Source organism: Kosakonia sp. LAM2021 (genome assembly GCF_016620385.1).
Classification (GTDB): domain Bacteria; phylum Pseudomonadota; class Gammaproteobacteria; order Enterobacterales; family Enterobacteriaceae; genus Kosakonia; species Kosakonia sacchari.
Window position 1 is genome coordinate 169,535 of record NZ_JAENHT010000008.1, and the last position, 23,277, is coordinate 192,811.

Genomic DNA, 23,277 nt, shown 5'->3' on the forward strand with positions numbered 1-23,277 from the left:
TTTCTCCTGATTATTTGGCGGTATTACGATACTGCTCGATTAACTCAATAAAGTGGTCAAACAGCGGCGCGGCGTCGTGCGGGCCTGGGCTCGCTTCCGGGTGTCCCTGGAAACTAAAGGCCGGTTTATCGGTGCGGTGAATGCCTTGCAACGTACCATCGAACAGGGATTTGTGCGTTACGCGCAGGTTTGCAGGCATTGACGATTCATCAACCGCAAAACCGTGGTTCTGCGCAGTGATCATCACGGTATTGTTATCGATATCTTTTACCGGATGGTTACCGCCGTGGTGGCCAAACTTCATTTTCACCGTCTTCGCACCGCTCGCCAGCGCCAGCAGTTGATGGCCCAGGCAGATACCGAACACCGGAATATCCGTTTCAAGGAAGGTTTTAATCGCCTCGATAGCGTAATCACATGGTGCCGGGTCGCCTGGGCCGTTGGACAGGAAAATGCCGTCCGGATTGAGTTTCAGAACATCCGCCGCCGGGGTTTTCGCCGGAACGACCGTCAGGCGGCAGCCTCTGTCCACCAGCATGCGCAGGATGTTGCGTTTTGCGCCGTAATCGTATGCCACAACGTGGTACGGCAACTCGCTCTCGCTCTTCGCCGGCGGCAGATCGTCCGCCAGTGTCCAGCTGCCCTGCGTCCAGCTGTAGGTTTCCGCCGTTGTGACTTCTTTCGCCAGGTCCATACCGTTCAGGCCCGGGAAGGCTTTCGCTTTTTCCAGCGCCAGCGCAGCATCAACGTTATCACCAGCGATGATGCAGCCGTTCTGCGCGCCCTTTTCACGCAGCAGACGAGTCAACTTACGGGTATCGATATCAGCAATCGCCACAATGTTATGACGCTTCAGATAAGAAGAGAGGTCTTCGGTACTGCGGAAGTTGCTGGCAATCAGCGGCAGGTCGCGAATGACCAGGCCTTGCGCATGTACCTGAGAGGACTCTTCGTCGGCGGAGTTAGTGCCAACATTGCCGATATGAGGATAAGTAAGAGTAACGATTTGGCGGGAATAGGAAGGATCAGTGAGGATTTCTTGATAACCGGTCATTGAAGTATTGAAAACGACTTCCCCAACCGCCGTGCCCGTTGCCCCTATGGCCCGACCGTGAAACTGGGTTCCGTCTTCCAGAACCAATAGCGCTGACTTAATCAAAACACCCTCCAGAGAATATTCACTCACTTTATTTGCATATTAATTCATATTGAGAGCCTGAATCAATGCAAATTTGCTTGCCGTGGATTTTTGGCAAACGGCGGCATTCTGGAGAGATGTCGGTTAAAAGTCAACTTTTCTCCGGTATTTTTCTTGTTGTTTTACGCCACTGCCCCTTTTTACTGGTTTTAATCGATAAAAAGATCAGACAAACTCACAGGGAAAACGCTTGCGCGCAGAGAAAATTGCATTTTCTAATGCGGGATAACAAAAAAGTAGACCAGATGGTCAAAATTTACAATTGAGAAACACAAAATAGAGAGATAAAAAGAGATTATGACAGGTTAAGTAAAAATTAAGAGTGAAAAAGGGAAAATAAAAGGGCAATAAAATATTGCCCTTTGCAATCAAATAATTATGACTGCAACAACCACATCACGATGGGTAATAAACCTTATAAATTGTCGAGATCAAGCACATCCCGCATAGCAAAAAGGCCATTATTCTTTCCTTTCAGCCACAAAGCGGAGCGAGCCGCACCATTGGCAAAAGTCATGCGACTGGAGGCTTTATGTGTGATTTCAATCCGTTCGCCAATATCGGCGAACATCGCTGTATGTTCGCCGACGATGTCGCCTGCACGTACCGTGGCAAAGCCAATCGTGCCGGGAACACGCTCGCCGGTATGCCCTTCGCGCGCATAAACCGCACACGTTTTTAAATCTTTATTCAATGCACCAGCAATCGCCTCGCCCATCGCCAGCGCGGTTCCCGACGGAGCATCGACTTTGTAGCGATGGTGCGCTTCGATAATTTCGATATCAGTATAATCCCCCATGACTTTCGCCGCTTTCTCCAGCAGCTTCAGCATGACATTGACGCCAACGCTAAAGTTGGCAGCAAAAACAATGGCGATATCTTGCGCCGCCTCGGTAATGGCCTGCTTGCCCGCGTCATCAAAACCGGTGGTGCCAATTACCATTCCTTTACGGTGCTGGCGACAGAAAGCGAGATGTGTCAGCGTGCCTTCCGGGCGGGTGAAATCGATAAAGACATCAAAATCCTCTTTCACCGCCTCAAGGCTACTCTGTACGGTCACACCGGTTTTCGCCGCGCCCGCCAGTTCACCCGCATCGCTTCCCAGCAGAGAAGAACCTTCACGCTCCAGCGCCGCGCCAAGTTCGACTCCGTCCATTGCCAGTGCCGCCTGAATCAGCTGGCGGCCCATACGCCCGCCAGCGCCCGCGATGGCTACGCGGATTGGTGCATCATGCATAGTTGTGCTCTTTTGTTAAAAAAATGCGTAAGAATCGTTTCCAGATTAACCAGCCCGTATCGGGGCCACCAGCCGAAAACGCCGATAATAAGAAATTAATGATATACAGCCGGAAATATCAGTAAAAGGCATGATGTTAAGGTGCCATCGCCAGTACCTCGGCGACCCAATGACGAAAGCCCTCTACATCGATTTCCAGCGCCACCTGGGCATTGGGCTGCCGCCCCAGTTTGCCTTCAATGTCTACCACCGTCGTTCCTGCGGTGTATTGTCCCTGAGTCTCAACAGCGACAAAACAGGATTTCAGCGTAAACAGTTCCGGGCGCGCCAGCCAGGCGATAGCGCAGAGATCGTGCATCCGCAGCCCGGTCGCCATACTGCCGCTGCGATAGTGACTAAAGAGCGCATGTAACATTTTGCCGGTGTTGTTGAGCGCCGGCAGTACCGCCAGATATTCCGGTGTCAACGTTGCACGGTTGGTCACATCCAGACCGCACATCACGATCTCCAGCCCGCTGTTGAACACGCGCGCGGCGGCCTCGGGATCGATAGCAATATTAAATTCGGCATTGGGCGTAAAATTGCCGCGCCCGGCAGATCCGCCCATCATCACCAGACGGCGAATATTGAACTGACACTCCGGGTAATGCGTTAGCAGCAGCGCAATGTTGGTTAACGGGCCGATAGTGACCAGCGTTACCGGCTCCGGCGAGGCCAGCAGTACGTCACGGATTGCCTGAAAAGCAGGGATAGCCAGCGGCTGGCGCTGATGCTCAATAAAAGCGTAACCATCCATGCCGGATTCGCCGTGCACGTCGGCGGCGCTGTACAACGGTCGCAGCAGCGGGGTTGCCGCACCCTGCGCCAGCGGGATATCCGCCTGCCAGAAATTCAGCAGTTGCAACGCATTACGGGTGGTTTTTTCCAGCGAAACATTACCGGCAACGGTGGTGATAAGTTTGAGATCGCACTGCGGCGCGAACAGCGCGGCGGCAAGGGCAACGGCATCATCGATACCGGGGTCGGTGTCGAGAATCATGGGTAAACGCATAACGCCTCCACAAAAATTATCCATAAAAAATGCCAGACTCAGTCTGGCATCTTCGCATAAAGCTTCGCGTAAAACGTTATTCGACTTCGCGAACATCCACCCGCAGCTCTTTTGGCACTTCGAAGACAATATTCTCTTCGCGCCCTTCCAGCGGGATTGCTTCGCCGCCGCCCAATTCCTGCAAGCGGACAATAACATTTTGCACCAGGATATCCGGCGCGGAAGCTCCGGCGGTAACGCCCACGCAGTTAATGCCGTTTACCCATGCTTCCTGAATATCAGAGGCGTCATCGATGAGATACGCCGCTTTTCCCATCCGCTGTGCCAGCTCGGCCAGGCGGTTAGAGTTAGAGGAATTTTTCGAACCGACCACCAGCACCACTTCCGCCTGCTCTGCCAGCGCGCGCACGGCTTCCTGTCGGTTGGTGGTGGCGTAGCAAATATCATCTTTGCGCGGACCGACAATCTGCGGGAAACGCGCCCGCAGTGCATCGATCACATCTGACGTGTCGTCCACAGAGAGCGTGGTTTGCGTCATAAACGACAGTTTATCTGCGTCTTTGATATCCAGCGTGTCGACATCTTCCGGCGATTCGACCAGGTACATCCCCCCTTTCGGGTTGCTGTACTGGCCCATGGTGCCTTCTACTTCCGGGTGACCGGCGTGACCAATCAGAATCGCTTCTTCGCCACGACGGCTGGCGCGCGCCACTTCCATATGCACTTTGGTGACCAGCGGGCAGGTAGCGTCAAAGACGGTCAAATCGCGGCTTTTCGCTTCGTTACGCACCGCCTGAGAGACGCCGTGAGCGGAGAAAATCAGGATCGCGCCATCCGGCACTTCGCTGATTTGCTCAATAAAGATTGCGCCACGTTCACGCAGGCTATCGACAACATAGCGGTTGTGCACCACTTCATGGCGCACATAAATAGGCGCGCCGTAGAGAGCCAGCGCGTTTTCAACAATGCTGATAGCGCGGTCAACGCCGGCGCAAAAACCGCGCGGGTTAGCCAACAGGATCTGCATTTGTTTCCTCCAGTGCCGGATCGACTTCCAGCACGTCGATATCAAAATGTACGGTTCTGCCCGCCAGCGGATGGTTAAAATCGACGGTAATCGAATCACCGTTGACTTCACGGATCACGCCCGGCATTTCGCTGCCATCCATTGCGGTAAAGAGCATAATCGCACCGACTTCCGGCTCCCCGGCATCCATAAATTCGCGACGCGAGAAGTACTGAATCAGATCCGGGCTCGGCGTGCCAAATGCGGCGTCTGGCTCCAGAGAAAAGACTTTTTTCTCCCCGGCTTTCAGGCCAAGCAGATGTTGTTCCAGTCCTTCGGAGAGTGAACCGTCGCCAAGGCGAAACAGCGCCGGTTTGCCATTGTTGCGGGTTGACTCGGCAAGAGAGCCATCTTCGAGCTTAAGCGTGAAGTGCACCAGCACCGCGCTATCGCTCTGTACGGATTTAGACATGCAGGTTGCTCTTTATGTTTTCGTGTTGTATTGCCCGGCAGCCATGGGCTTACCGGGCCTACAAAGCGGTTGGCTTATGCTTGTTTCTTCGCGGCCGTTGAGGGAAGGAAACCTTCCAGCACAATGAGTGCCGCGCCAATACAAATTGCGGTATCGGCAAGGTTAAAGGTAGCAAAATGCCAGTCGCCCATATAAAAATCGATCATATCGACGACAAAGCCATGCCACAGGCGATCAAATAGATTACCCAGCGCGCCGCCAATGATCAGCGCATAGGCGATATTGTTCAGTTTTTGCGAGGCCTTAGCGCGATACATCAGCACCGCCAGCACTACGCAGATACCAATAGCGATACCCGCGAAGAACCAGCGCTGCCAGCCGCCGCTGTCCGCCAGAAAACTGAATGCCGCGCCATAGTTGCGCGCGTAGTGCAAATTAAGCGACGGGAACAGCGACACCGTATCCCCCAGAGCAAAGTTCTGGAGGATCAGGTACTTGCTGCCCAGATCGATAATCAGCACGACTACCACCAGCCATAGCCAGCGCAGCCCTGTTGAAGAGATCGATTTACTCATCAGGCAAACTTACGTTTTTCGCCGTCACCGGCGACGTTGCTTACACAGCGTCCGCAAATATCTGCGTGTTCCGCCACCTGACCGACATCGGTGGTGTAATGCCAGCAGCGCGGGCATTTCTCACCTTCGGCTTTGCTCAATGCGACTTTCAGCCCTTTGAGCAGCTCGCTCTGCTGTGCATCCGCAGAAGCGCTGGCATAATCCGCAACTTTCGCGCCGGAGGTCAACAGGACAAATCGCAATTCCGTGCCCAGCGCTGTCAGCTTCGCTGCCAGTTCCGGCTCGGCAAACAGCGTCACCGCAGCTTCCAGCGAACCACCGACTTTCTTGTCGGCGCGCGCCTGCTCGATAACTTTGTTCACTTCGCCACGCACTTTCAGCAACTCGTCCCAGAAAGCATCGTTCATCGCTTCGCTGTCAGCCAGGCCAAACAAGCCTTCATACCATTCACCGGTGAACACATATTTCTCGCGGGAACCTGGCAGATAACCCCAAATCTCATCGGCGGTGAAAGACATGATCGGCGCCATCCAGCGCACCAGTGCTTCACAGATGTGATACAGCGCGGTCTGGCAGCTACGGCGGGCCACGCTGTCCGCTTTTGCGGTGTACTGGCGGTCTTTAATGATGTCGAGATAGAACGAACCCATTTCGATAGAGCAGAAGCGCATCAGACGCTGTACCACTTCGTGGAAGTCGTAGGACTCGTAGGCTTTAACAATGTCTTCCTGTGCTGCTTTCGCACAGCCGACGGCCCAGCGATCCAGTACCACCATCTCTTCCGGTTTCACCATGTCTTTTGCCGGATCGAAACCGTTCAGGTTCGCCAGCAGGAAGCGCGCGGTATTACGGATACGGCGATAGCTGTCGGCAGCACGTTTCAGGATCTCGTCGGAGACCGCCATCTCACCGGTGTAGTCGGTAGAGGCCACCCACAGACGCAGAATATCCGCGCCGAGTTTGTTCATCACTTCCTGTGGTGAAACGGTATTGCCGATGGATTTGGACATTTTGCGTCCCTGACCATCAACGGTGAAGCCGTGAGTTAATACCTGGCGGTACGGCGCTTTGCCCTTCATCGCTGTGGAGATCATCAGCGAGGACATAAACCAGCCGCGATGCTGATCCGAACCTTCCAGATACATATCTGCTGCATGGCCGGCGAATTCCGGGCGCACATCGACAACAGAGGCGTGGGTTGAACCAGAGTCAAACCAGACGTCCAGCGTATCCGGCACTTTGACATAGTTGTCGGCATCGTCGCCCATGATGTCGCGCGGATCGAGATCCCACCATGCCTGAATACCGTCAACTTCAACGCGTTTGGCTACGGCTTCAATTAGTTCCAGCGTGCGCGGGTGCAGCTCTTCGGTGTCTTTATGCACGAACAGCGACATCGGCACACCCCAGGTGCGCTGACGGGAAATACACCAGTCCGGGCGGTTAGCAACCATCGATTCGATACGCGCCTGGCCCCAGTCCGGGATCCACTGCACACCTTTGATTTCACTCAGTGACTGCGCACGCAGCCCTTTCTGATCCATGCTGACGAACCACTGTGGCGTCGCGCGGAAGATGATCGGCGACTTGTGACGCCAGCAGCACGGGTAGCTATGCTGCATTTTTTCGACATGCAGCAGCGCGCCTTTTTCTGTCAGCAGCGCCACGATGAGATCGTTCGCTTTAAAGACGTTAACGCCATCCAGCGTCGGATAAGTTCCCGACAGATATGTGCCGTCCGGGCCAACCGGGTTGGCGATCTCCAGACCGTATTTCAGGCTAATGGTATAGTCATCCGGACCGTGACCACCCGCGGTATGCACCGCGCCGGTACCGGCTTCCAGCGTAACGTGATCGCCGAGGATCGCCGGAACGTCGAAGTCGAGGAACGGGTGCTTAAAGCGCATCAGTTCCAGTTCGGAACCTTTTACCGTACCCAGCACCGAATAATCAGCAACGCCGATGCGTTTCATCACGCTATCGACCAGATCTTTCGCCAGGATCAGCGCCTGACCGTCAATCTGCACCAGCGCATAATCAAACTCCGGAGAGAGAGAAATTGCGCGGTTCGCAGGCAGCGTCCATGGTGTGGTGGTCCAGATAACCAGCGAGATTGGACCATTAACGGTAGAAGCGCCAAATTTGGCTTTCACTGCGTCCTGATCGACCGCCTGGAACGCAACATCAATAGACGGAGACGTTTTGTCGTAATACTCCACTTCCGCTTCCGCGAGTGCGGAACGGCAGTCAACGCACCAGTGCACCGGTTTGGCGCCTTTCAGCAGGTGACCATTGCCGATGATTTTACCGAGCGCGCGAATGATATTGGCTTCGGTTTTGAAATCCATGGTCAGGTAAGGGTGCGACCAGTCGCCTAATACGCCGAGGCGGATAAAGTCTTTACGCTGACCATCAACCTGCGTGGCGGCGTACTCGCGGCATTTAGCGCGGAATTCAGCGGCGGTAAACTTCTCACCCGGTTTGCCATATTCCTGCTCTACTTTCAGCTCGATCGGCAGACCGTGGCAATCCCACCCCGGAACATAAGGCGAGTCAAAACCTGCGAGTCCTTTGGACTTCACAATAATGTCTTTGAGAATTTTGTTAACCGAGTGACCAATATGAATGCTGCCATTCGCATATGGAGGGCCATCATGCAGAATGAAGGTTTTTTTGCCTTTTTTCGCCGCACGGATGATGCCGTACAGGTCATCATCAGTCCAACGCGCCAGCATTCCCGGTTCGCGTTTGGCGAGATCGCCACGCATCGGGAACCCTGTTTCCGGCAAATTCAGGGTAGATTTATAGTCACTCATCAGATTCTCGGTTCCGTATTTCGGTTTGATTAATACCACCAGGCCTTAAGAAGCCGGTTTAGATAGCCCAAAAAAATCGCGGGCCGCTACCTCATCTCGGGCGATTTGCGCTTTCAGCTCGTCAAGCGAGGCAAATCGCTGTTCGTTGCGTAATTTTTTACGCAGTACTACATCTATATGGCGCCCGTAGAGGTCCATTACAACGTCAAGCAAATGCACTTCCAGTTGCTGGCGCACACCCGCGACTGTTGGGCGAGTGCCAATATTGGCAACGCCGGGAAGGACAGTATCGCCCAGTCCAGCCACTTCGACCGCATACACCCCTTTGACCGGGGAGACCTGACGGCGCAGCGGTAAGTTCGCCGTCGGGAAACCAATGGTGCGCCCCAGTTCATCGCCGTGCACAACGCGCCCGGAAATAGTAAAGGGGTGGCCAAGTAAATTTGCAGCCAGTTCCAGGTTATCTTCCGCCAGCGCCTGCCGCACTGCCGTGCTGCTAACGCGCACGCCGCCCTGGCAGAAGGTTTGCGTGCTGGTGACGCTGAAATCGTACTTTTCACCGGCCTTCTGTAATAACAAGAAATCCCCCTGGCGACCAGCGCCAAAGCGGAAATCGTCACCGACTGCGAGGAATTTCACACCAAGGCGTTCAACCAGCAAATCGCTGACAAATGTTTGTGCGGTGAGCGCCGCAAAACGGCGATCGAAGCGTACGCAGAGCACGTAGTCAACGCCGCAATCGGCCAGCAAGCGCAGCTTTTCACGCAGGCGGGTCAGCCGCGCAGGGGCTTTTTCCCCGGCGAACAATTCCAGCGGCTGCGGCTCAAAAATCATCACGACCACCGGCAGGCCACGGGCACGCCCTTCAGCGCCAAGCCCTTGTAATAGCGCCTGATGGCCACTATGCACACCATCGAAATTACCAATAGTCAGCACACACCCATGCGGTGCCTGGCTGAGATTATGTATGCCGCGTATCAGCTTCATGTCTGGCTCAAAACAGTGAAAATCGTCGGATTATACCTTGTACAGCGGGCGACGTTAACCGACGATTGCCTTAACAACGCAGAAAGGGGAAGGATTTCATCAGGCTGTCTACCTGCGCCATGAAAATCTGCCTTAGATAACGATTTTTCTGGCGGAAAAGCTGTATTCGCGACACGCAAGCTGTTAGAATCCTGCGCCATCAATACGTAACGAGCGTTGTACCTTAACGGCGCTTATTTGCACAAATCCATTGACAAAAGAAGGCGAAAAGGGCATATTCCCCGGCCTTTGAATTGTCCATATAGATCATATTTGGGAGTTGGACCTTGGCTAATATCAAATCAGCTAAGAAGCGCGCCGTTCAGTCTGAAAAGGCTCGCAAGCACAACGCTAGCCGCCGCTCAATGATGCGTACTTTCATCAAGAAAGTATACGCAGCAATTGAAGCTGGCGACAAAGCCGCTGCGCAGAATGCATTTAACGAAATGCAACCGATCGTGGATCGCCAGGCCGCTAAAGGTCTGATCCACAAAAACAAAGCAGCGCGCCATAAGGCTAACCTGACCGCGCAGATCAACAAACTGGCTTAATCGCTACGTTGTTGGCTTTGTGAAAAAACCCGCTTCGGCGGGTTTTTTTATTTCTGCACTGGCGTAAAAAGCGCGGCGTAATCCCGATTGCAGATGCGCTGTACCGCCGGATGCTGGATCATCCGTTCTGCGAAAATGGCGTGGTACTCCTCCATCACGTTTTCCACCCGACCAATTTCTACCATGCGCTCGTCAGCATAGAAGTCATCCGCATATGACGTCGGTGCAACAAAGATGGCGTTATGCGCCGCGCCAAAGGCTTTCATCAGCGCCGCATCGTCAAACTCACCCAATATTTCCACCTGCAATCCCTGCGCGTTAAACCAGTTCAGCAACTTACGTCCGAGCATTGAACGTCGACCGGGTATTAACAGGCGTCTTTCTTCCAGGCAAGCCGGAAACGGTTTTTCGAGCGACGAATCGCTGCACCAGAAACTGACGCTGCACTCGCCGATTTTTACCGAAAACAGCCCTTCCTGCTGCGTGGAATCGATAGGGCAGTCGGAGATAATCATATCAAGCTGGTGCTGGCTCAACTGTTCCAGTAGCAGTTCATGGGTGGACTCAAAGCAGCGCAAGTGAATCTGCTCCCCTTCCTGCACAACCGCATCGAGTATACCGCTTACCAGCCTCTTCGAGAGCGCATCGGCGACGCCGACATCAAACAGCAGGTTCGACTCTTTGCGGTAGTTAATGATGTCGAGCATCTCCTGACTCAGGGTGAACATTTTGTCGGCGTAACGGAAAACCAGCGCGCCCAGCTCGGTGGGTTCCAGCCCTCTTCCTTTACGCTTGAAAAGCTTGCCCTGTAAGCGATCTTCGAGCGCTTTGATCTGCCCGGTGATGGTTTGTGGCGTAAGGAAGAGCGCCTCCGCCGCACCAACGACGGAGCCTTCACGATAGACATGCCAGAAGTAATAGAGATGATTGTAATTTATGTACGACATCGTCCTTTGTCCTGTTCGCCGTCAGGCACGGATAATACGCGTACGCAGCAGACAATAACCTGTTACCGCCGAAATAATAGAGCCCGTCAGGATCCCAAGCTTGCTCCAGGCAACCATCTCCGCATGCGCGTCGCCAAAGGCCAGCGAGGAGATAAATATCGACATGGTAAAGCCGATACCGCACAGCACGCCGACCGCCATAATTTGTTTGAACACTGCGCCCTGCGGCAACCTTGCCAGTTTCAAACGCAATGCCAGCCAGCAAAACAGCGAGATCCCAAGCGGCTTGCCGATAACCAAACCGGCGATAATACCCAATGGCAAAATATCTCCCAGCCCGGACAACGACATTCCATGTAACGAGACGCCCGCGTTCGCGAATGCGAACAACGGCAGGATCAGCCAGCCAACCCACGGATTAATCGCGTCCACAAGTTGATGGAGCGGAGAGACACCCTTTTCTTCGCGTAGTGGGACAAAGAAACCGACAACCACACCTGCGAGCGTCGCATGTACACCGGATTTCAGCACCGCGGTCCACAAGACAACGCCGACCAACATGTAAAGCCCAATGCGTCGAATATTCAACGCATTCATGATAGCAAGGACAACAATCGCGCCGGCGGCTACACCCAGCGCCAGCGTTGAGAGGTCGCTGGTATAGAACAACGCGATAATAATAATCGCGCCCAGATCATCAATGATCGCTAGCGCCATCAAAAACACTTTCAACACGGGCGGAACCCGGTTGCCCAACAAGGCCAGAACCCCAAGAGCGAAGGCGATATCGGTAGCGGTGGGAATGGCCCAACCGTGGCTTGCCAGCGGATTATCGTGATTAAACAGCAAAAAGATCAGCGCCGGAGCCACCATGCCGCCAAGCGCAGCGATAACCGGAAATACGGCCTGCTGGCGGCTGGCAAGTGTGCCCTGAACCAGCTCATATTTCACTTCCAGTCCGACCATCAGGAAAAAGATGGCCATCAACGCATCGTTGATCCACAGCAGCATATCTTTTTTGATTTCCAGCGAGCCGACTTTCAGTTCAACGGGTGTTTGCAGAAATGAGCTGTATAAATCCTGCGTAGCACCGAGGTTGGCGCACAGCATCGCCAGCGCCGCCGCAATGATCAGCACAATGCCACCCGAGGCATCGCTGCTAAAGAAGCGTTGCAATAATTTCATCTTGTTCTCCGATCCCTGTAACGTCGTGGCGGCTATCTTACTCCGCTCTAATCCTCGACAAAATCAGATTATTATTGCTGATAAACTCTCTTTTTCCGAGCAATGGAAAAGCGGATAAAAAAGCCCGGCAGAAGCCGGGCCTGATAACGCGTCATGAAGAAGGATTAACGGGTTAAATCGTCAAAAAATTTCTTCACGCCGTCGAAGAAGCTTTTGGAACGCGGGCTGTTATTTTCGCCTGTCGGGCCGCCAAAGCTATCCTGCAAATCTTTCAGCAGCTGTTTCTGCTTGTCGTTCAGACCGACCGGCGTTTCGACTACCACGCGACACAGCAAATCGCCCTGCGCGCCGCCGCGAACGGATTTCACCCCTTTGCCGCGCATACGGAACAGCTTGCCCGTCTGGGTTTCGGTCGGCACTTTCAGCTTCACGCGACCATCCAGCGTCGGCACTTCGATTTCACCGCCCAGCGCCGCCATGGCAAAGTTGATCGGCACTTCGCAGTACAGGTTATTACCTTCACGTTCAAAGATCGGGTGCTGTTTTACTTGTACCTGAACGTACAGGTCGCCAGCCGGAGCACCGTGCTCGCCCGCTTCGCCTTCACCGCTCAAACGGATGCGATCGCCGGTGTCCACGCCTGCCGGGATTTTAACGGACAGGGTTTTGGATTTTTCAACGCGGCCATGACCGTGACATTTATTGCACGGATCTTTAATCAGCGTACCCCTGCCCTGACAGTGCGGACAGGTCTGCTGCACAGCAAAAAAGCCCTGGCGCATTTGCACCTGGCCGGAACCGTGACACGTCGGACAGGTCTGCGGCTGCGTACCCGCTTTCGCGCCGCTGCCGTGGCACACGTCGCACTCTTCAAGCGTAGGAATACGGATCTCTTTCGTGACGCCGCGAACGGCTTCTTCCAGCGTCAAATCCATGTTGTAGCGCAAATCCGCGCCGCGCGCCGCGCGCTGACGACCACGGCCACCGCCGAAAATATCGCCAAACACGTCGCCGAAAATATCGCTGAAGTCCGCGCCGCCACCAAAACCGCCGCCACCGAACCCACCACCGCCCATGCCGCCTTGTTCAAACGCCGCATGACCGTACTGATCGTAAGCCGCACGTTTTTGGGCATCGGTCAGGACTTCGTAGGCTTCTTTAATTTCTTTGAATTTGGCTTCGGCCTCTTTATCGCCCTGATTGCGGTCCGGGTGATATTTCATGGCCAGGCGTTTATACGCCTTTTTGATTTCACGCTCTTCCGCAGTTTTCGGAACGCCTAAAATCTCGTAATAGTCTTGCTTCGCCATCGGTTTATCTGCCCCTTAACATACGAGCACGGGCGTGGAGAAAACCCCGACGCCCGTGCTGGTTATCTACCCTGCATCAGGGCGATTATTTTTTGTCTTTTACTTCTTCAAACTCGGCGTCAACAACATCGTCGTCTTTCGCGTTGTTCGCAGAAGCATCAGCGCCCGCCTGCTGCTGCGCGTGCTGTTGCTGTGCGATTTCCAGCAGTTTCTGGGAAGCCTGCGCCAGCGCCTGCATTTTCGCTTCGATGTCAGCCTTGTCTTCGCCTTTCAGCGCAGTTTCCAGCTCGCTCAGCGCAGCCTCGATAGCAGTTTTGTCTTCAGCTGGCAGTTTGTCACCGGCTTCTTCAACTTGCTTACGGGTGCTGTGCAGCAGGTGGTCGCCCTGGTTACGGGTCTGCACCAGTTCTTCAAATTTACGGTCAGCTTCAGCGTTTGCTTCAGCATCGCGTACCATTTTCTGGATTTCGTCTTCGTTCAGACCAGAAGAAGCCTTGATGGTGATCTTCTGCTCGCGGTTGGTATTTTTGTCTTTTGCAGACACATGCAAAATACCATCGGCGTCGATATCGAAGGTAACTTCAATCTGCGGCATACCGCGCGGAGACGGGTTGATGCCATCGAGATTGAACTGGCCCAGCGATTTGTTATCAGACGCGCGTTTACGCTCACCCTGCAGCACATGGATGGTTACCGCAGACTGGTTGTCTTCCGCAGTAGAGAACACCTGGCTGTGCTTAGTCGGGATAGTGGTGTTTTTGTTGATCAGCGCAGTCATTACGCCGCCCATGGTTTCGATACCCAGCGACAGCGGGGTAACGTCCAGCAGCAGAACGTCTTTCACTTCACCAGTCAGCACACCGCCCTGTACCGCAGCACCGATAGCAACGGCTTCGTCCGGGTTAACGTCTTTACGTGGCTCTTTACCGAAGAACTCTGCCACTTTTTTCTGCACCATCGGCATACGCGTCTGGCCACCGACCAGGATCACGTCGTTGATGTCAGATACGGACAGACCAGCATCCTGCAGCGCAACTTTCAGCGGCTCGATGGAACGGTTAACCAGGTCTTCAACCAGGCTTTCCAGTTTCGCGCGAGTCACTTTGATGTTCATGTGTTTCGGACCGGTCGCATCTGCAGTGATGTACGGCAGGTTCACGTCGGTCTGCTGCGCAGAAGAAAGCTCAATTTTCGCTTTTTCTGCCGCTTCTTTCAGACGCTGCATCGCCAGCGGATCGTTACGCAGATCGATACCCTGATCTTTCTTGAACTCTTCTACCAGGTAGTTGATCAGACGGCTGTCGAAGTCTTCACCACCCAAGTGGGTATCACCATTAGTTGCCAGAACTTCGAAGGTTTTTTCGCCATCAACTTCATCGATTTCGATGATAGAGATATCGAAAGTACCGCCACCCAGGTCATATACCGCGATAGTACGGTTGCCGGTTTCTTTATCCAGACCGTACGCCAGCGCTGCCGCTGTTGGTTCGTTGATAATACGTTTAACTTCCAGGCCTGCGATACGGCCGGCATCTTTGGTTGCCTGACGCTGCGCATCGTTAAAGTAAGCCGGAACGGTGATAACAGCTTCAGTTACCGGTTCACCCAGGTAATCTTCAGCGGTTTTCTTCATTTTTTTCAGCACTTCCGCAGAGATCTGCGGCGGCGCCATTTTGGTGCCTTTTACATCAATCCACGCATCGCCGTTGTCGGCTGCGATGATTTTGTACGGCATGATAGATTCGTCACGCTGGACTTCCTCGTCCTGGAAGCGACGGCCAATCAGGCGTTTGATCGCAAACAAGGTGTTTTGCGGGTTCGTCACTGCCTGACGTTTAGCCGGCTGACCTACCAGAGTTTCGCCATCCTGTGTGTAAGCGATAATAGAAGGCGTGGTGCGATCGCCTTCGGCGTTCTCCAGCACACGAGCCTGAGCGCCATCCATAATGGCTACACAAGAGTTGGTTGTCCCAAGGTCGATACCAATAATTTTACCCATCTAAACGTCTCCACTAAAAATTCGTCATCATGTGGTTGTGAACCTGTAATAAGGGCGAAACGTGCGGTTTCAACTACCCTGTATTGTTTTTTTCAGGCTCACACACTGCGGTTGACTACAAGATGGGGTCGCAAGCTCGCGCATCAAGGGGGAGCGGTAAAAAATTTTTTAATTTACACCTGTTCAGATCATAGACAGGTTCAATGGCGCTATTTATGATGCCGCGCCCCGCCTCCTCAATACTGACGCGGGGCTTTCATTTTCCCTTTTCATATTGATTTATTTTGAGGAATTATGGGCAACACTAAGTTGGCTAATCCGGCTCCGCTGGGCTTAATGGGCTTCGGCATGACCACTATTCTGCTTAACCTGCACAATATTGGTTTGTTCCCGATGGATGTCATTATCCTGGCGATGGGCATTTTCTATGGTGGCATCGCACAAATTTTTGCCGGCCTGCTTGAGTATAAAAAAGGCAACACCTTCGGTTTGACCGCGTTCACCTCCTACGGCTCTTTCTGGTTGACGCTGGTGGCGATTCTGCTGTTGCCGAAAATGGGGCTGGCAGATGCAACAAACGGCCACTTCCTGGGCGTTTATTTAGGCATCTGGGGCGTATTCACACTGTTTATGTTCTTCGGCACCCTGAAAGGCGCACGCGCACTGCAATTCGTCTTCCTGAGCCTGACGGTGCTGTTCGCGCTGCTGGCAATTGGCCACCTGGCCGATAACGAAGGCATTGTTCACATTGCAGGCTGGATCGGTCTGGTATGTGGTGCCAGCGCAATCTATCTGGCGATGGGCGAAGTGCTGAACGAACAGTTCGAACGCACCGTGCTGCCAATTGGCGAGAAGCACTAATTCCACCGTACACGGATAAAACAAAACGGAGCCATTTGGCTCCGTTTTTTTATGATTGCTGTACCGCGCTTTCAGCCACGTTATCCTGGTGATGAAGATCCTGACGCAGCAAAATCCCCAATCCCAGGCCAAGCAGCGATAGCGCCAGCACGTACCATGCGGGAGCCATCGGCGAAACGCCCATCAGCATGGTAACGGCAATCGGCGTCAGCCCGCCGAAAATGGCGTACGAAACGTTATAAGAGAATGAAATCCCGGTGAAACGCACTTCTGCCGGGAAAGCTCGTACCATTACGTAGGGTACCGCGCCCACCACGCCAACGCACAAGCCCACCACGCCATACAAAATAAACAGTTGCTCAGGATGGCTGCCGACCAGGTGATAGAAAAACCAACTGGAGCAGGCCAGCAGAATACTGCCAACGATGAAGGTACGGCTGGCACCAAATTTGTCCACCAGCAGCCCGGCCGCAAGGCAACCAAAACAGAGCATCACGGTGGCGATACTGTTCGCCTGCAGCGTCAGCGCTGGTGCGAAGCCATACTGTTTTTGTAGCCAAACCGGCGACATCAGGATCACCACCACAATCCCGGCGGACAACAGCCAGGTCAGCAGCATCGAAACTACCACCGCTTTTTTATGTTTCAGTACCACGGATTTAACTGGCAATTCTTGCGCCAGCGCTTTTCGCTGCTGCATCTCAAGAAAAATCGGCGTTTCCTGCAACCAACGACGCAAGTACATAGCCACCAGACCAAACGCCCCGCCCAACAGGAATGGAATACGCCAGCCGCCATCGTGGATAGCCTGCTGCGTCATGCCGGTATTCACCAGCGTAGCGACCACAGAACCGAGCAAAATGCCTACCGTCAGCCCCGCAGTCAACGTCCCGCAGGCAATACCAATGCGGCGAGCCGGAACATGTTCAGCAACAAAAACCCAGGCGCCAGGCACTTCACCACCAATCGCCGCGCCTTGCAGCACGCGCATTAACAGCAGCAGCAACGGCGCAACAATGCCCATTGAGGCATAGGTTGGCAGTAAACCAATCGCCAGCGTGGGCAGCGCCATTAGCAGAATACTGAGCGTAAACATCTTCTTGCGCCCGACCAAATCGCCGAAGTGCGCCATCACAATACCGCCGAGCGGACGAGCCAAATAACCCGCAGCAAAAATGCCAAAGGTCTGCACCTGGCGCAGCCATTCCGGGATATCAGCAGGGAAAAAGAGTTCACCGACGACGGCGGCAAAGAAGACGAAAATGATGAAATCGTAGAACTCCAGCGCGCCACCCAGCGCGGCCAGCGTCAACGTTTTATAGTCTTGTCTGTTCAGAGGGCGTGTATAAGTTGACATAGTGAACCGTTTGTAAAGAGGAAGTGTTAATTTAATTATTACGAATTCTGTAAATTAAAAATTACTATACCGTAAATAAATTAACACTCCACACACGGCACTGCTTATCTCAAAAAAGAATCTTTTTTAGGATAATGTTTCTCGCCTTGCGCTTTTAGGCCTGAAAGATGCTACTACTTGCGGATCCGTCTCGACGTATGGCCCATCCAGCAACTGTACACAATACGGTACACTAGCAAAAATACCCGGCACTTTCACTGTGCCATCCTGGTCTTTAAGCCCTTCCAGCGTCTCTTTTATCGATTTCGGCTGACCGGGCAAATTGAGTATCAGCGCCTGTTTGCGGATCACGCCGACCTGGCGGGAAAGGATCGCGGTCGGCACGAAATTGAGGCTGATTTGCCGCATCTGCTCGCCAAACCCGGGCATTTCGCGATCGGCTACCGCCAGCGTTGCATCCGGCGTTACATCGCGGCGCGCAGGCCCGGTTCCGCCAGTGGTCAGCACCAGATGGCAACTCATTTCATCCACCAGCTCGCACAGAGTTTGTTCGATGATGCTTTGTTCATCCGGGATCAGGCGAGTTTCAATTTGAAAAGGGGTTGTCAGGGCGCTCGCCAGCCACGCTTCAAGTGCGGGCAGACCTTTGTCCTGATAAACGCCGCTGGAGGCGCGATCGGAAACCGAAACTAAACCAATGCGTAGTGTGTCCATATTCATTCCGTGCAAAAAAACAATTTAACGAAATGATACACGCTGAGGGGAAAGGCAAACAGAGCAGAGAGAAGAAGCGTGACCGGGAACCCGGCCACGCCTGATGATTACAGCAGATCGCCGATCATTTTTTCCAGTTTTTCCTGGTCAACGGCAAACTTACGGATACCGTCCGCCAGTTTATCAACTGCCATCGGATCCTGGTTGTGCTGCCACAGGAATTCCGCTTCGGTGATGCGCTCAGGACGCGCTTTCACTTCGCCGGTGTAAGCGAGTTTACGTTCAATAGCGCCCGCGCTTTCAGACAGCTCTTTCAGCAGTGCCGGCGCGATGGTCAAACGGTCGCAGCCCGCCAGCTCAATAATTTCGCCGGTGTTACGGAAGCTTGCGCCCATCACCACGGTTTCATAGCCGTGCTGTTTGTAGTACTGGTAGATTTCCGTGACGGAAACCACACCCGGATCTTCTGCCGGTGCGTACTCTTTCTTGTCGGTATTGGCTTTGTACCAGTCGAGAATACGGCCAACGAACGGAGAGATCAGGAACACGCCCGCTTCAGCACATGCGCGCGCCTGGGCAAAGGAGAACAGCAGCGTCAGGTTACAGTTGATACCTTCTTTTTCCAGCTGTTCAGCAGCACGGATGCCCTGCCAGGTGGACGCCAGTTTGATCAGGATACGATCATTGCTGATACCCGCATCGTTGTACATTTTGATCAGGCGTTTTGCTTTCGCGATGGACGCGTCGGTATCGTAAGAGAGGCGCGCATCCACTTCGGTGGAGATACGGCCAGGGATCAGTTTGAGGATTTCCAGACCAATGTTCACGGCCAGTCGGTCTGTTGCATCCACAACCTGCTGCGCACGATCGCTGCTCTGGCTGCGCGCCCAGGTTACGGCGTCGTCAATCAGTTTGCGGTATTCCGGGATTTGGGCAGCCCCAAGGATCAGAGAAGGGTTGGTTGTTGCATCCTGCGGCTGGTACAGCTTCATTGCCGCGATATCTCCGGTATCAGCCACGACTGTGGTGTACTGACGCAGGGAGGTCAATTTATCCGTCATGATAATATTTCTCTTTAAACGATACCCTAATACTCCACGCTAAGACCGACGACGCGTTGCTGCGCCTGGCGCATTAACGCAGCCAGCTCACCTGAACGAGAAGTATGACGAGTATACTTGTTAGGGGGATGTAACCGGTCTGCCCATGATGATAACACGACGCCTTGCCAGCGCAACCGCAGACAATGCTCTGAAAATTGTATGGTAAACTCACTCAATTAATTGCCTGCGAAGTGATGCGAACACTCCTGAAGCCACGCCCCAGGCCAACCCCCGGCATCAACAAGAGGAATGTTAATGCCTGAATTTTTCTCATTCATCAGTGAAATACTTTGGGGCTCATTGATGGTCTACCTGCTGGCGGCGGCAGGTATCTGGTTTGCGTTCCGCAGCCGGTTTGTCCCCTTCCGTTTCATTCGCGATTTTGGCCAAAGTCTGAAAAGCAGCCGTATTGCACAGCCTGGCTCACTCTCGTCGTATCAGGCGTTATGTCTAAGCCTTGCGACAAGGCTCGGCAGCGGCAATCTGGCGGGCGTGGCGTTTGCGCTGACCACCGGCGGCCCAGGAGCGATTTTCTGGATGTGGGTTTCCGCCATCATTGGCATGGTCATTAGCTTTGCCGAATGTTCGCTGGCGCAATTGTACAAAGAGCGTGATGACAATCAGCAACTGCGCGGCGGCCCCGCGTGGTATATGGAACGCGGGCTGGGAATGCGCTGGATGGGCGTGCTGTTCTCCATTTTCTTGCTGCTCACCTACGGCCTGGTGTTTAACACTATTCAGTCAACAGCGATGGCACAGGCCGTGCGTTATGCGTGGAACGTACCCGGTTTTATCAGCGGCAGCGTGCTTGCTGCCTGTGCTTTCCTGTTCATGCTCAAAGGGCTTAACAACGTTGCACGCTTGATGCAGTGGCTGGTGCCGGTAATGGCGCTGGCCTGGATTGTCGTCAGTTTTGGTGTCAGTCTGTGGCATGCCAATCTGCTGCCTGCGGTTCTTGCGAACATTGTCAAAAGCGCTTTTGGCTGGCAGGAAGCGGCAACCGGAACCATGGCTTACACCCTGAGCCAGGCCATCACCAGCGGTTTTCAACGTAGCATGCTCGCTAATGAAGCAGGGATGGGATCGTCCCCCAACGCCGCAGCCACTGCCGCCTCATGGCCTCCACATCCTGTCGCACAAGGTTTTGTGCAGATGATCGGCGTCGTAACCGATACCTTTCTGGTCTGTACCGCCAGTGCGCTTATTCTGCTGCTTGCGGGAAATGCGCCGTCCACCAGCGCGATCGGCGGAACACAATTGATGCAGCAGGCGATGGTGTCGCTGACAGGAAACTGGGGCGCGGGGTTCGTTGCCGCCATCGTGGCGCTGTTTGCGTTTACGTCGATTGTGGCGAACTACACCTACGCGGAAAACAACCTGATCTTTTTGCGCCGTAATAGCGCAAGGAATATCGGGTTGCTGCGCACGGCTGTTTTACTGATGGTGCTGATGGGCTCGTTTTTCAGCCTGCCGATAATTTGGCATATCGCCGATGTGATGATGGCGCTGATGGCCATTACCAACTTGACCGCGATCCTGCTGCTTTCGCCAGTGGTGAGACTGCTGGCGCGAGATTACCAGCGCCAGCGTAAACTTGGCGTCATGCCAGTCTTTGATCCGAAGCGCTACCCGGAGATCAAACGCCAGCTGGCACCGGGAAGCTGGGATGACATTCCCCGTTCGTAGCGCTAATCGCAACTATCGATCAAGTCTGTTGGTTTTTTTGCTAAAGTCAGCGGAAATTTCTCGCACAGCAAGGACTGAGTATGCTGATTTTGATTTCACCTGCTAAAACACTCGATTACCAAAGCCCGCTGGCGACCACGCGCTTTACCCAGCCGGAACTGCTGGATCACGCCCAGCAATTGATTAAGACCGCCCGCAAACTTTCTGCGCCGCAAATCAAAGCGCTGATGGGCATCAGCGATAAACTCGCCGATCTTAACGCGACCCGCTTTCACGACTGGCAGCCTGATTTCACCCCGGAAAATGCACGCCAGGCGATTCTGGCGTTCAAAGGTGATGTCTACACTGGCCTGCAAGCCGAAACCTTCAGCGAGGCAGATTTCGACTTTGCCCAACAGCATCTGCGCATGCTTTCCGGGTTATACGGCGTGCTGCGCCCACTGGATCTGATGCAGCCGTATCGTCTGGAGATGGGTATCCGACTGGAGAACGCCAGGGGTAAGGATCTGTACCAATTCTGGGGCGAGACCATTACCCTCAAACTCAACGACGCCATTGCCGCCCAGGGCGACGATATTGTTATCAATCTGGCCTCTGACGAATATTTCCGCTCGGTCAAAACCCAGAAACTGAAAGCCAGGGTAATCAAGCCGGTGTTCCTTGATGAGAAAAACGGCAAGTTTAAGGTCATCAGCTTCTACGCCAAAAAAGCACGCGGGTTGATGAGCCGCTACATCATTAAGCAGCGTTTGACAAAACCGGAGCAGTTAGCCGGGTTTGATAGCGAAGGGTATTTCTTTGATGAAGAAGCGTCCGCGCAGGACGAAATGGTGTTTAAGCGTCACGAGCAGTAAGCGTTATGTTTCCCCCGCCAGTTGGCAGGGGAAACAAAGGCATTACGCTTTGCTCATCATCAACTGACGCAGTGCGGAGAAATCCGCAGGCAACTGATGCGAAAGCAGAGGTAAGTCGGCGCGATCGGCCAACTCTTTCGGCAGCGGCAAGGTTTCGCCGAGGATCGCTTCAACACTCTCTTTAAACTTCGCCGGATGCGCGGTGCCGAGGAACAGACCGTACTCGCCCGGTTGCAGTTGATCGCGCAGTGCACGGTAAGCGATGGCAGCATGCGGTTCGGAAATGTAGCCCTTGCCTTTCAGCTCGCGGATAGTGGCTTTCGTGGTTTCGTCATCGACCGCAGCATAACCCAGCTCGTTTAAGCGCCAGATCTTACGACGGAACAACTCTTCAACACGCGGCCAGTTATTCGGCTGGCTCACATCCATTGCGTTCGACAATGTCGCCTGCGTCGCTTTAGGTTGCCATTGCCCCTCTTTCAGGAAGCGCGGCACCGTGTCATTAGCGTTAGTAGCGGCGATAAAACGCTTGATCGGCAGCCCCAGTGATTTCGCCAGCAAACCGGCGGTCAGATCGCCGAAGTTCCCGCTCGGCACGGAAACCACCAGTTGATTACGTGCTTCCTGTGGCAGTTGTGCAACCGCTTCAAAGTAATAACAAATCTGCGCCAACAGGCGGCTGATGTTGATCGAGTTCGCCGAGTTCAAGCCCAGTGCCGTTTTCAGCTCTTCATCATCAAATGCCTGTTTTACCAGCGCCTGGCAGGCATCGAAGTCCGCATCGATTGCGACAGTTTCGATATTGCCACCCAGCGTACAGAATAGTTTTTCCTGCAGCGGGCTGATTTTGCCCTGCGGATAGAGGATCACCACACGCACGTTCTTCATTCCGTAGAAGGCGTGCGCCACAGCGGCGCCCGTATCGCCTGATGTCGCTGTCAGAATGGTCACCGGCTTGTCGCCGCTGATGGCACTCAGCATCTGCGCCATAAAACGCCCGCCGAAATCTTTAAACGCCAGCGTAGGCCCATGGAAAAGCTCCAGGCAGCCGATATCGCTCTCCACCGGTTTTACCGGCGCAGGGAAAGCAAACGCAGCGCGCACGCGGGCTTCCAGCGCATCTTCAGGAATTTCATCGCCAATAAACGCCGCAAGGATTTTCGCGCTGCGGGTGACAAAATCCTGTTCCAGCATCTCATCGACTTCGGTTAGGTTAAATTCCGGCAGATCGTGCGGGAAGAACAGCCCCTGATTTTTGCCAAGCCCCTGAGTGACGGCCTGCGCAAAGCTGACCTGTTCGTTATGATCTTTTAAGTTGTAAAGTTTCAT

General features: G+C 53.8%; 20 protein-coding genes. 4 read left to right on the forward strand and 16 right to left on the reverse strand.

What is annotated here, in order from left to right; genetic code table 11:
* Positions 1 to 10: 10 nt before the first annotated feature.
* The 8 genes from carA to ribF form a co-directional block, all read right to left on the reverse strand.
* Positions 11 to 1,159, reverse strand: a complete 1,149-nt coding sequence (gene carA, locus JKP81_RS17300; RefSeq protein ID WP_200552689.1) for a glutamine-hydrolyzing carbamoyl-phosphate synthase small subunit — start codon at positions 1,157 to 1,159, stop codon at positions 11 to 13.
* Between the two features lie 454 nt (positions 1,160 to 1,613).
* A complete protein-coding gene (dapB, locus tag JKP81_RS17305; protein ID WP_200552690.1) occupies positions 1,614 to 2,435 on the reverse strand; it encodes a 4-hydroxy-tetrahydrodipicolinate reductase in 822 nt (273 codons plus the stop codon).
* 136 nt (positions 2,436 to 2,571) lie between these two features.
* Positions 2,572 to 3,486: a ribonucleoside hydrolase RihC gene (gene rihC, locus JKP81_RS17310; protein WP_200552691.1), complete on the reverse strand. Its 915-nt coding sequence runs from the start codon at positions 3,484 to 3,486 to the stop codon at positions 2,572 to 2,574.
* A 76-nt stretch (positions 3,487 to 3,562) separates the two neighbouring features.
* Positions 3,563 to 4,513, reverse strand: coding sequence for a 4-hydroxy-3-methylbut-2-enyl diphosphate reductase (gene ispH / locus JKP81_RS17315; protein ID WP_200552692.1), 951 nt, complete (start codon positions 4,511 to 4,513; stop codon positions 3,563 to 3,565).
* Entirely contained in the window at positions 4,494 to 4,964 is a 471-nt protein-coding gene (gene fkpB, locus JKP81_RS17320; RefSeq protein WP_020456500.1) for an FKBP-type peptidyl-prolyl cis-trans isomerase, read from the reverse strand. The genes ispH and fkpB overlap by 20 nt, the downstream gene beginning before the upstream one ends.
* Before the next feature lie 74 nt (positions 4,965 to 5,038).
* Positions 5,039 to 5,539, reverse strand: a complete 501-nt coding sequence (lspA, locus tag JKP81_RS17325; RefSeq protein ID WP_086870449.1) for a signal peptidase II — start codon at positions 5,537 to 5,539, stop codon at positions 5,039 to 5,041.
* Positions 5,539 to 8,355, reverse strand: coding sequence for an isoleucine--tRNA ligase (gene ileS, locus JKP81_RS17330; RefSeq protein ID WP_200552693.1), 2,817 nt, complete (start codon positions 8,353 to 8,355; stop codon positions 5,539 to 5,541). The genes lspA and ileS overlap by 1 nt, the downstream gene beginning before the upstream one ends.
* A gap of 45 nt (positions 8,356 to 8,400) precedes the next feature.
* Positions 8,401 to 9,342, reverse strand: a complete 942-nt coding sequence (gene ribF, locus JKP81_RS17335) for a bifunctional riboflavin kinase/FAD synthetase (RefSeq protein WP_200552694.1) — start codon at positions 9,340 to 9,342, stop codon at positions 8,401 to 8,403.
* Positions 9,343 to 9,668: 326 nt separating this feature from the next.
* Here ribF and rpsT point away from each other — a divergent pair, with 326 nt between their 5' ends.
* A complete protein-coding gene (rpsT, locus tag JKP81_RS17340; RefSeq protein ID WP_003856458.1) occupies positions 9,669 to 9,932 on the forward strand; it encodes a 30S ribosomal protein S20 in 264 nt (87 codons plus the stop codon).
* Between the two features lie 47 nt (positions 9,933 to 9,979).
* On the opposite strand, the gene nhaR is transcribed toward rpsT, so the two are convergent.
* The 4 genes from nhaR to dnaK all read right to left on the reverse strand — a co-directional run bounded on the left by nhaR (position 9,980) and on the right by dnaK (position 15,373).
* Complete coding sequence (gene nhaR, locus JKP81_RS17345) at positions 9,980 to 10,879, reverse strand: transcriptional activator NhaR (protein ID WP_200552695.1); 900 nt, start codon at positions 10,877 to 10,879, stop codon at positions 9,980 to 9,982.
* 21 nt (positions 10,880 to 10,900) lie between these two features.
* Complete coding sequence (nhaA, locus tag JKP81_RS17350; RefSeq protein ID WP_200552696.1) at positions 10,901 to 12,064, reverse strand: Na+/H+ antiporter NhaA; 1,164 nt, start codon at positions 12,062 to 12,064, stop codon at positions 10,901 to 10,903.
* A gap of 164 nt (positions 12,065 to 12,228) precedes the next feature.
* Positions 12,229 to 13,374: a molecular chaperone DnaJ gene (dnaJ, locus tag JKP81_RS17355; protein ID WP_017457872.1), complete on the reverse strand. Its 1,146-nt coding sequence runs from the start codon at positions 13,372 to 13,374 to the stop codon at positions 12,229 to 12,231.
* A gap of 85 nt (positions 13,375 to 13,459) precedes the next feature.
* The gene (gene dnaK, locus JKP81_RS17360; RefSeq protein WP_200552697.1) at positions 13,460 to 15,373 is read right to left on the reverse strand and encodes a molecular chaperone DnaK; all 1,914 of its coding nucleotides are present in this window, start codon (positions 15,371 to 15,373) and stop codon (positions 13,460 to 13,462) included.
* A gap of 294 nt (positions 15,374 to 15,667) precedes the next feature.
* Between dnaK and satP the strand changes: the two genes are divergently transcribed.
* A complete protein-coding gene (satP, locus tag JKP81_RS17365) occupies positions 15,668 to 16,234 on the forward strand; it encodes an acetate uptake transporter (RefSeq protein WP_200552698.1) in 567 nt (188 codons plus the stop codon).
* Positions 16,235 to 16,283: 49 nt separating this feature from the next.
* Here satP and JKP81_RS17370 read toward each other — a convergent pair whose 3' ends face one another.
* From JKP81_RS17370 to tal, 3 genes are all read right to left on the reverse strand, one after another.
* On the reverse strand, positions 16,284 to 17,591 hold the full coding sequence (locus JKP81_RS17370) for an MFS transporter (RefSeq protein ID WP_200552699.1): 1,308 nt from the start codon (positions 17,589 to 17,591) through the stop codon (positions 16,284 to 16,286).
* Between the two features lie 126 nt (positions 17,592 to 17,717).
* On the reverse strand, positions 17,718 to 18,305 hold the full coding sequence (mog, locus tag JKP81_RS17375) for a molybdopterin adenylyltransferase (RefSeq protein WP_200552700.1): 588 nt from the start codon (positions 18,303 to 18,305) through the stop codon (positions 17,718 to 17,720).
* Positions 18,306 to 18,412: 107 nt separating this feature from the next.
* Positions 18,413 to 19,366 carry a transaldolase gene (gene tal / locus JKP81_RS17380; protein WP_200552701.1) on the reverse strand — a complete coding sequence of 318 codons (954 nt, stop codon included), beginning with the start codon at positions 19,364 to 19,366 and terminating at the stop codon, positions 18,413 to 18,415.
* 297 nt (positions 19,367 to 19,663) lie between these two features.
* Here tal and JKP81_RS17385 point away from each other — a divergent pair, with 297 nt between their 5' ends.
* Both JKP81_RS17385 and yaaA read left to right on the forward strand, forming a co-directional pair.
* Positions 19,664 to 21,094, forward strand: a complete 1,431-nt coding sequence (locus JKP81_RS17385; protein WP_200552702.1) for a sodium:alanine symporter family protein — start codon at positions 19,664 to 19,666, stop codon at positions 21,092 to 21,094.
* Between the two features lie 80 nt (positions 21,095 to 21,174).
* Complete coding sequence (gene yaaA, locus JKP81_RS17390; protein WP_200552703.1) at positions 21,175 to 21,948, forward strand: peroxide stress protein YaaA; 774 nt, start codon at positions 21,175 to 21,177, stop codon at positions 21,946 to 21,948.
* Positions 21,949 to 21,990: 42 nt separating this feature from the next.
* Here yaaA and thrC read toward each other — a convergent pair whose 3' ends face one another.
* Entirely contained in the window at positions 21,991 to 23,277 is a 1,287-nt protein-coding gene (gene thrC, locus JKP81_RS17395) for a threonine synthase (protein ID WP_200552704.1), read from the reverse strand.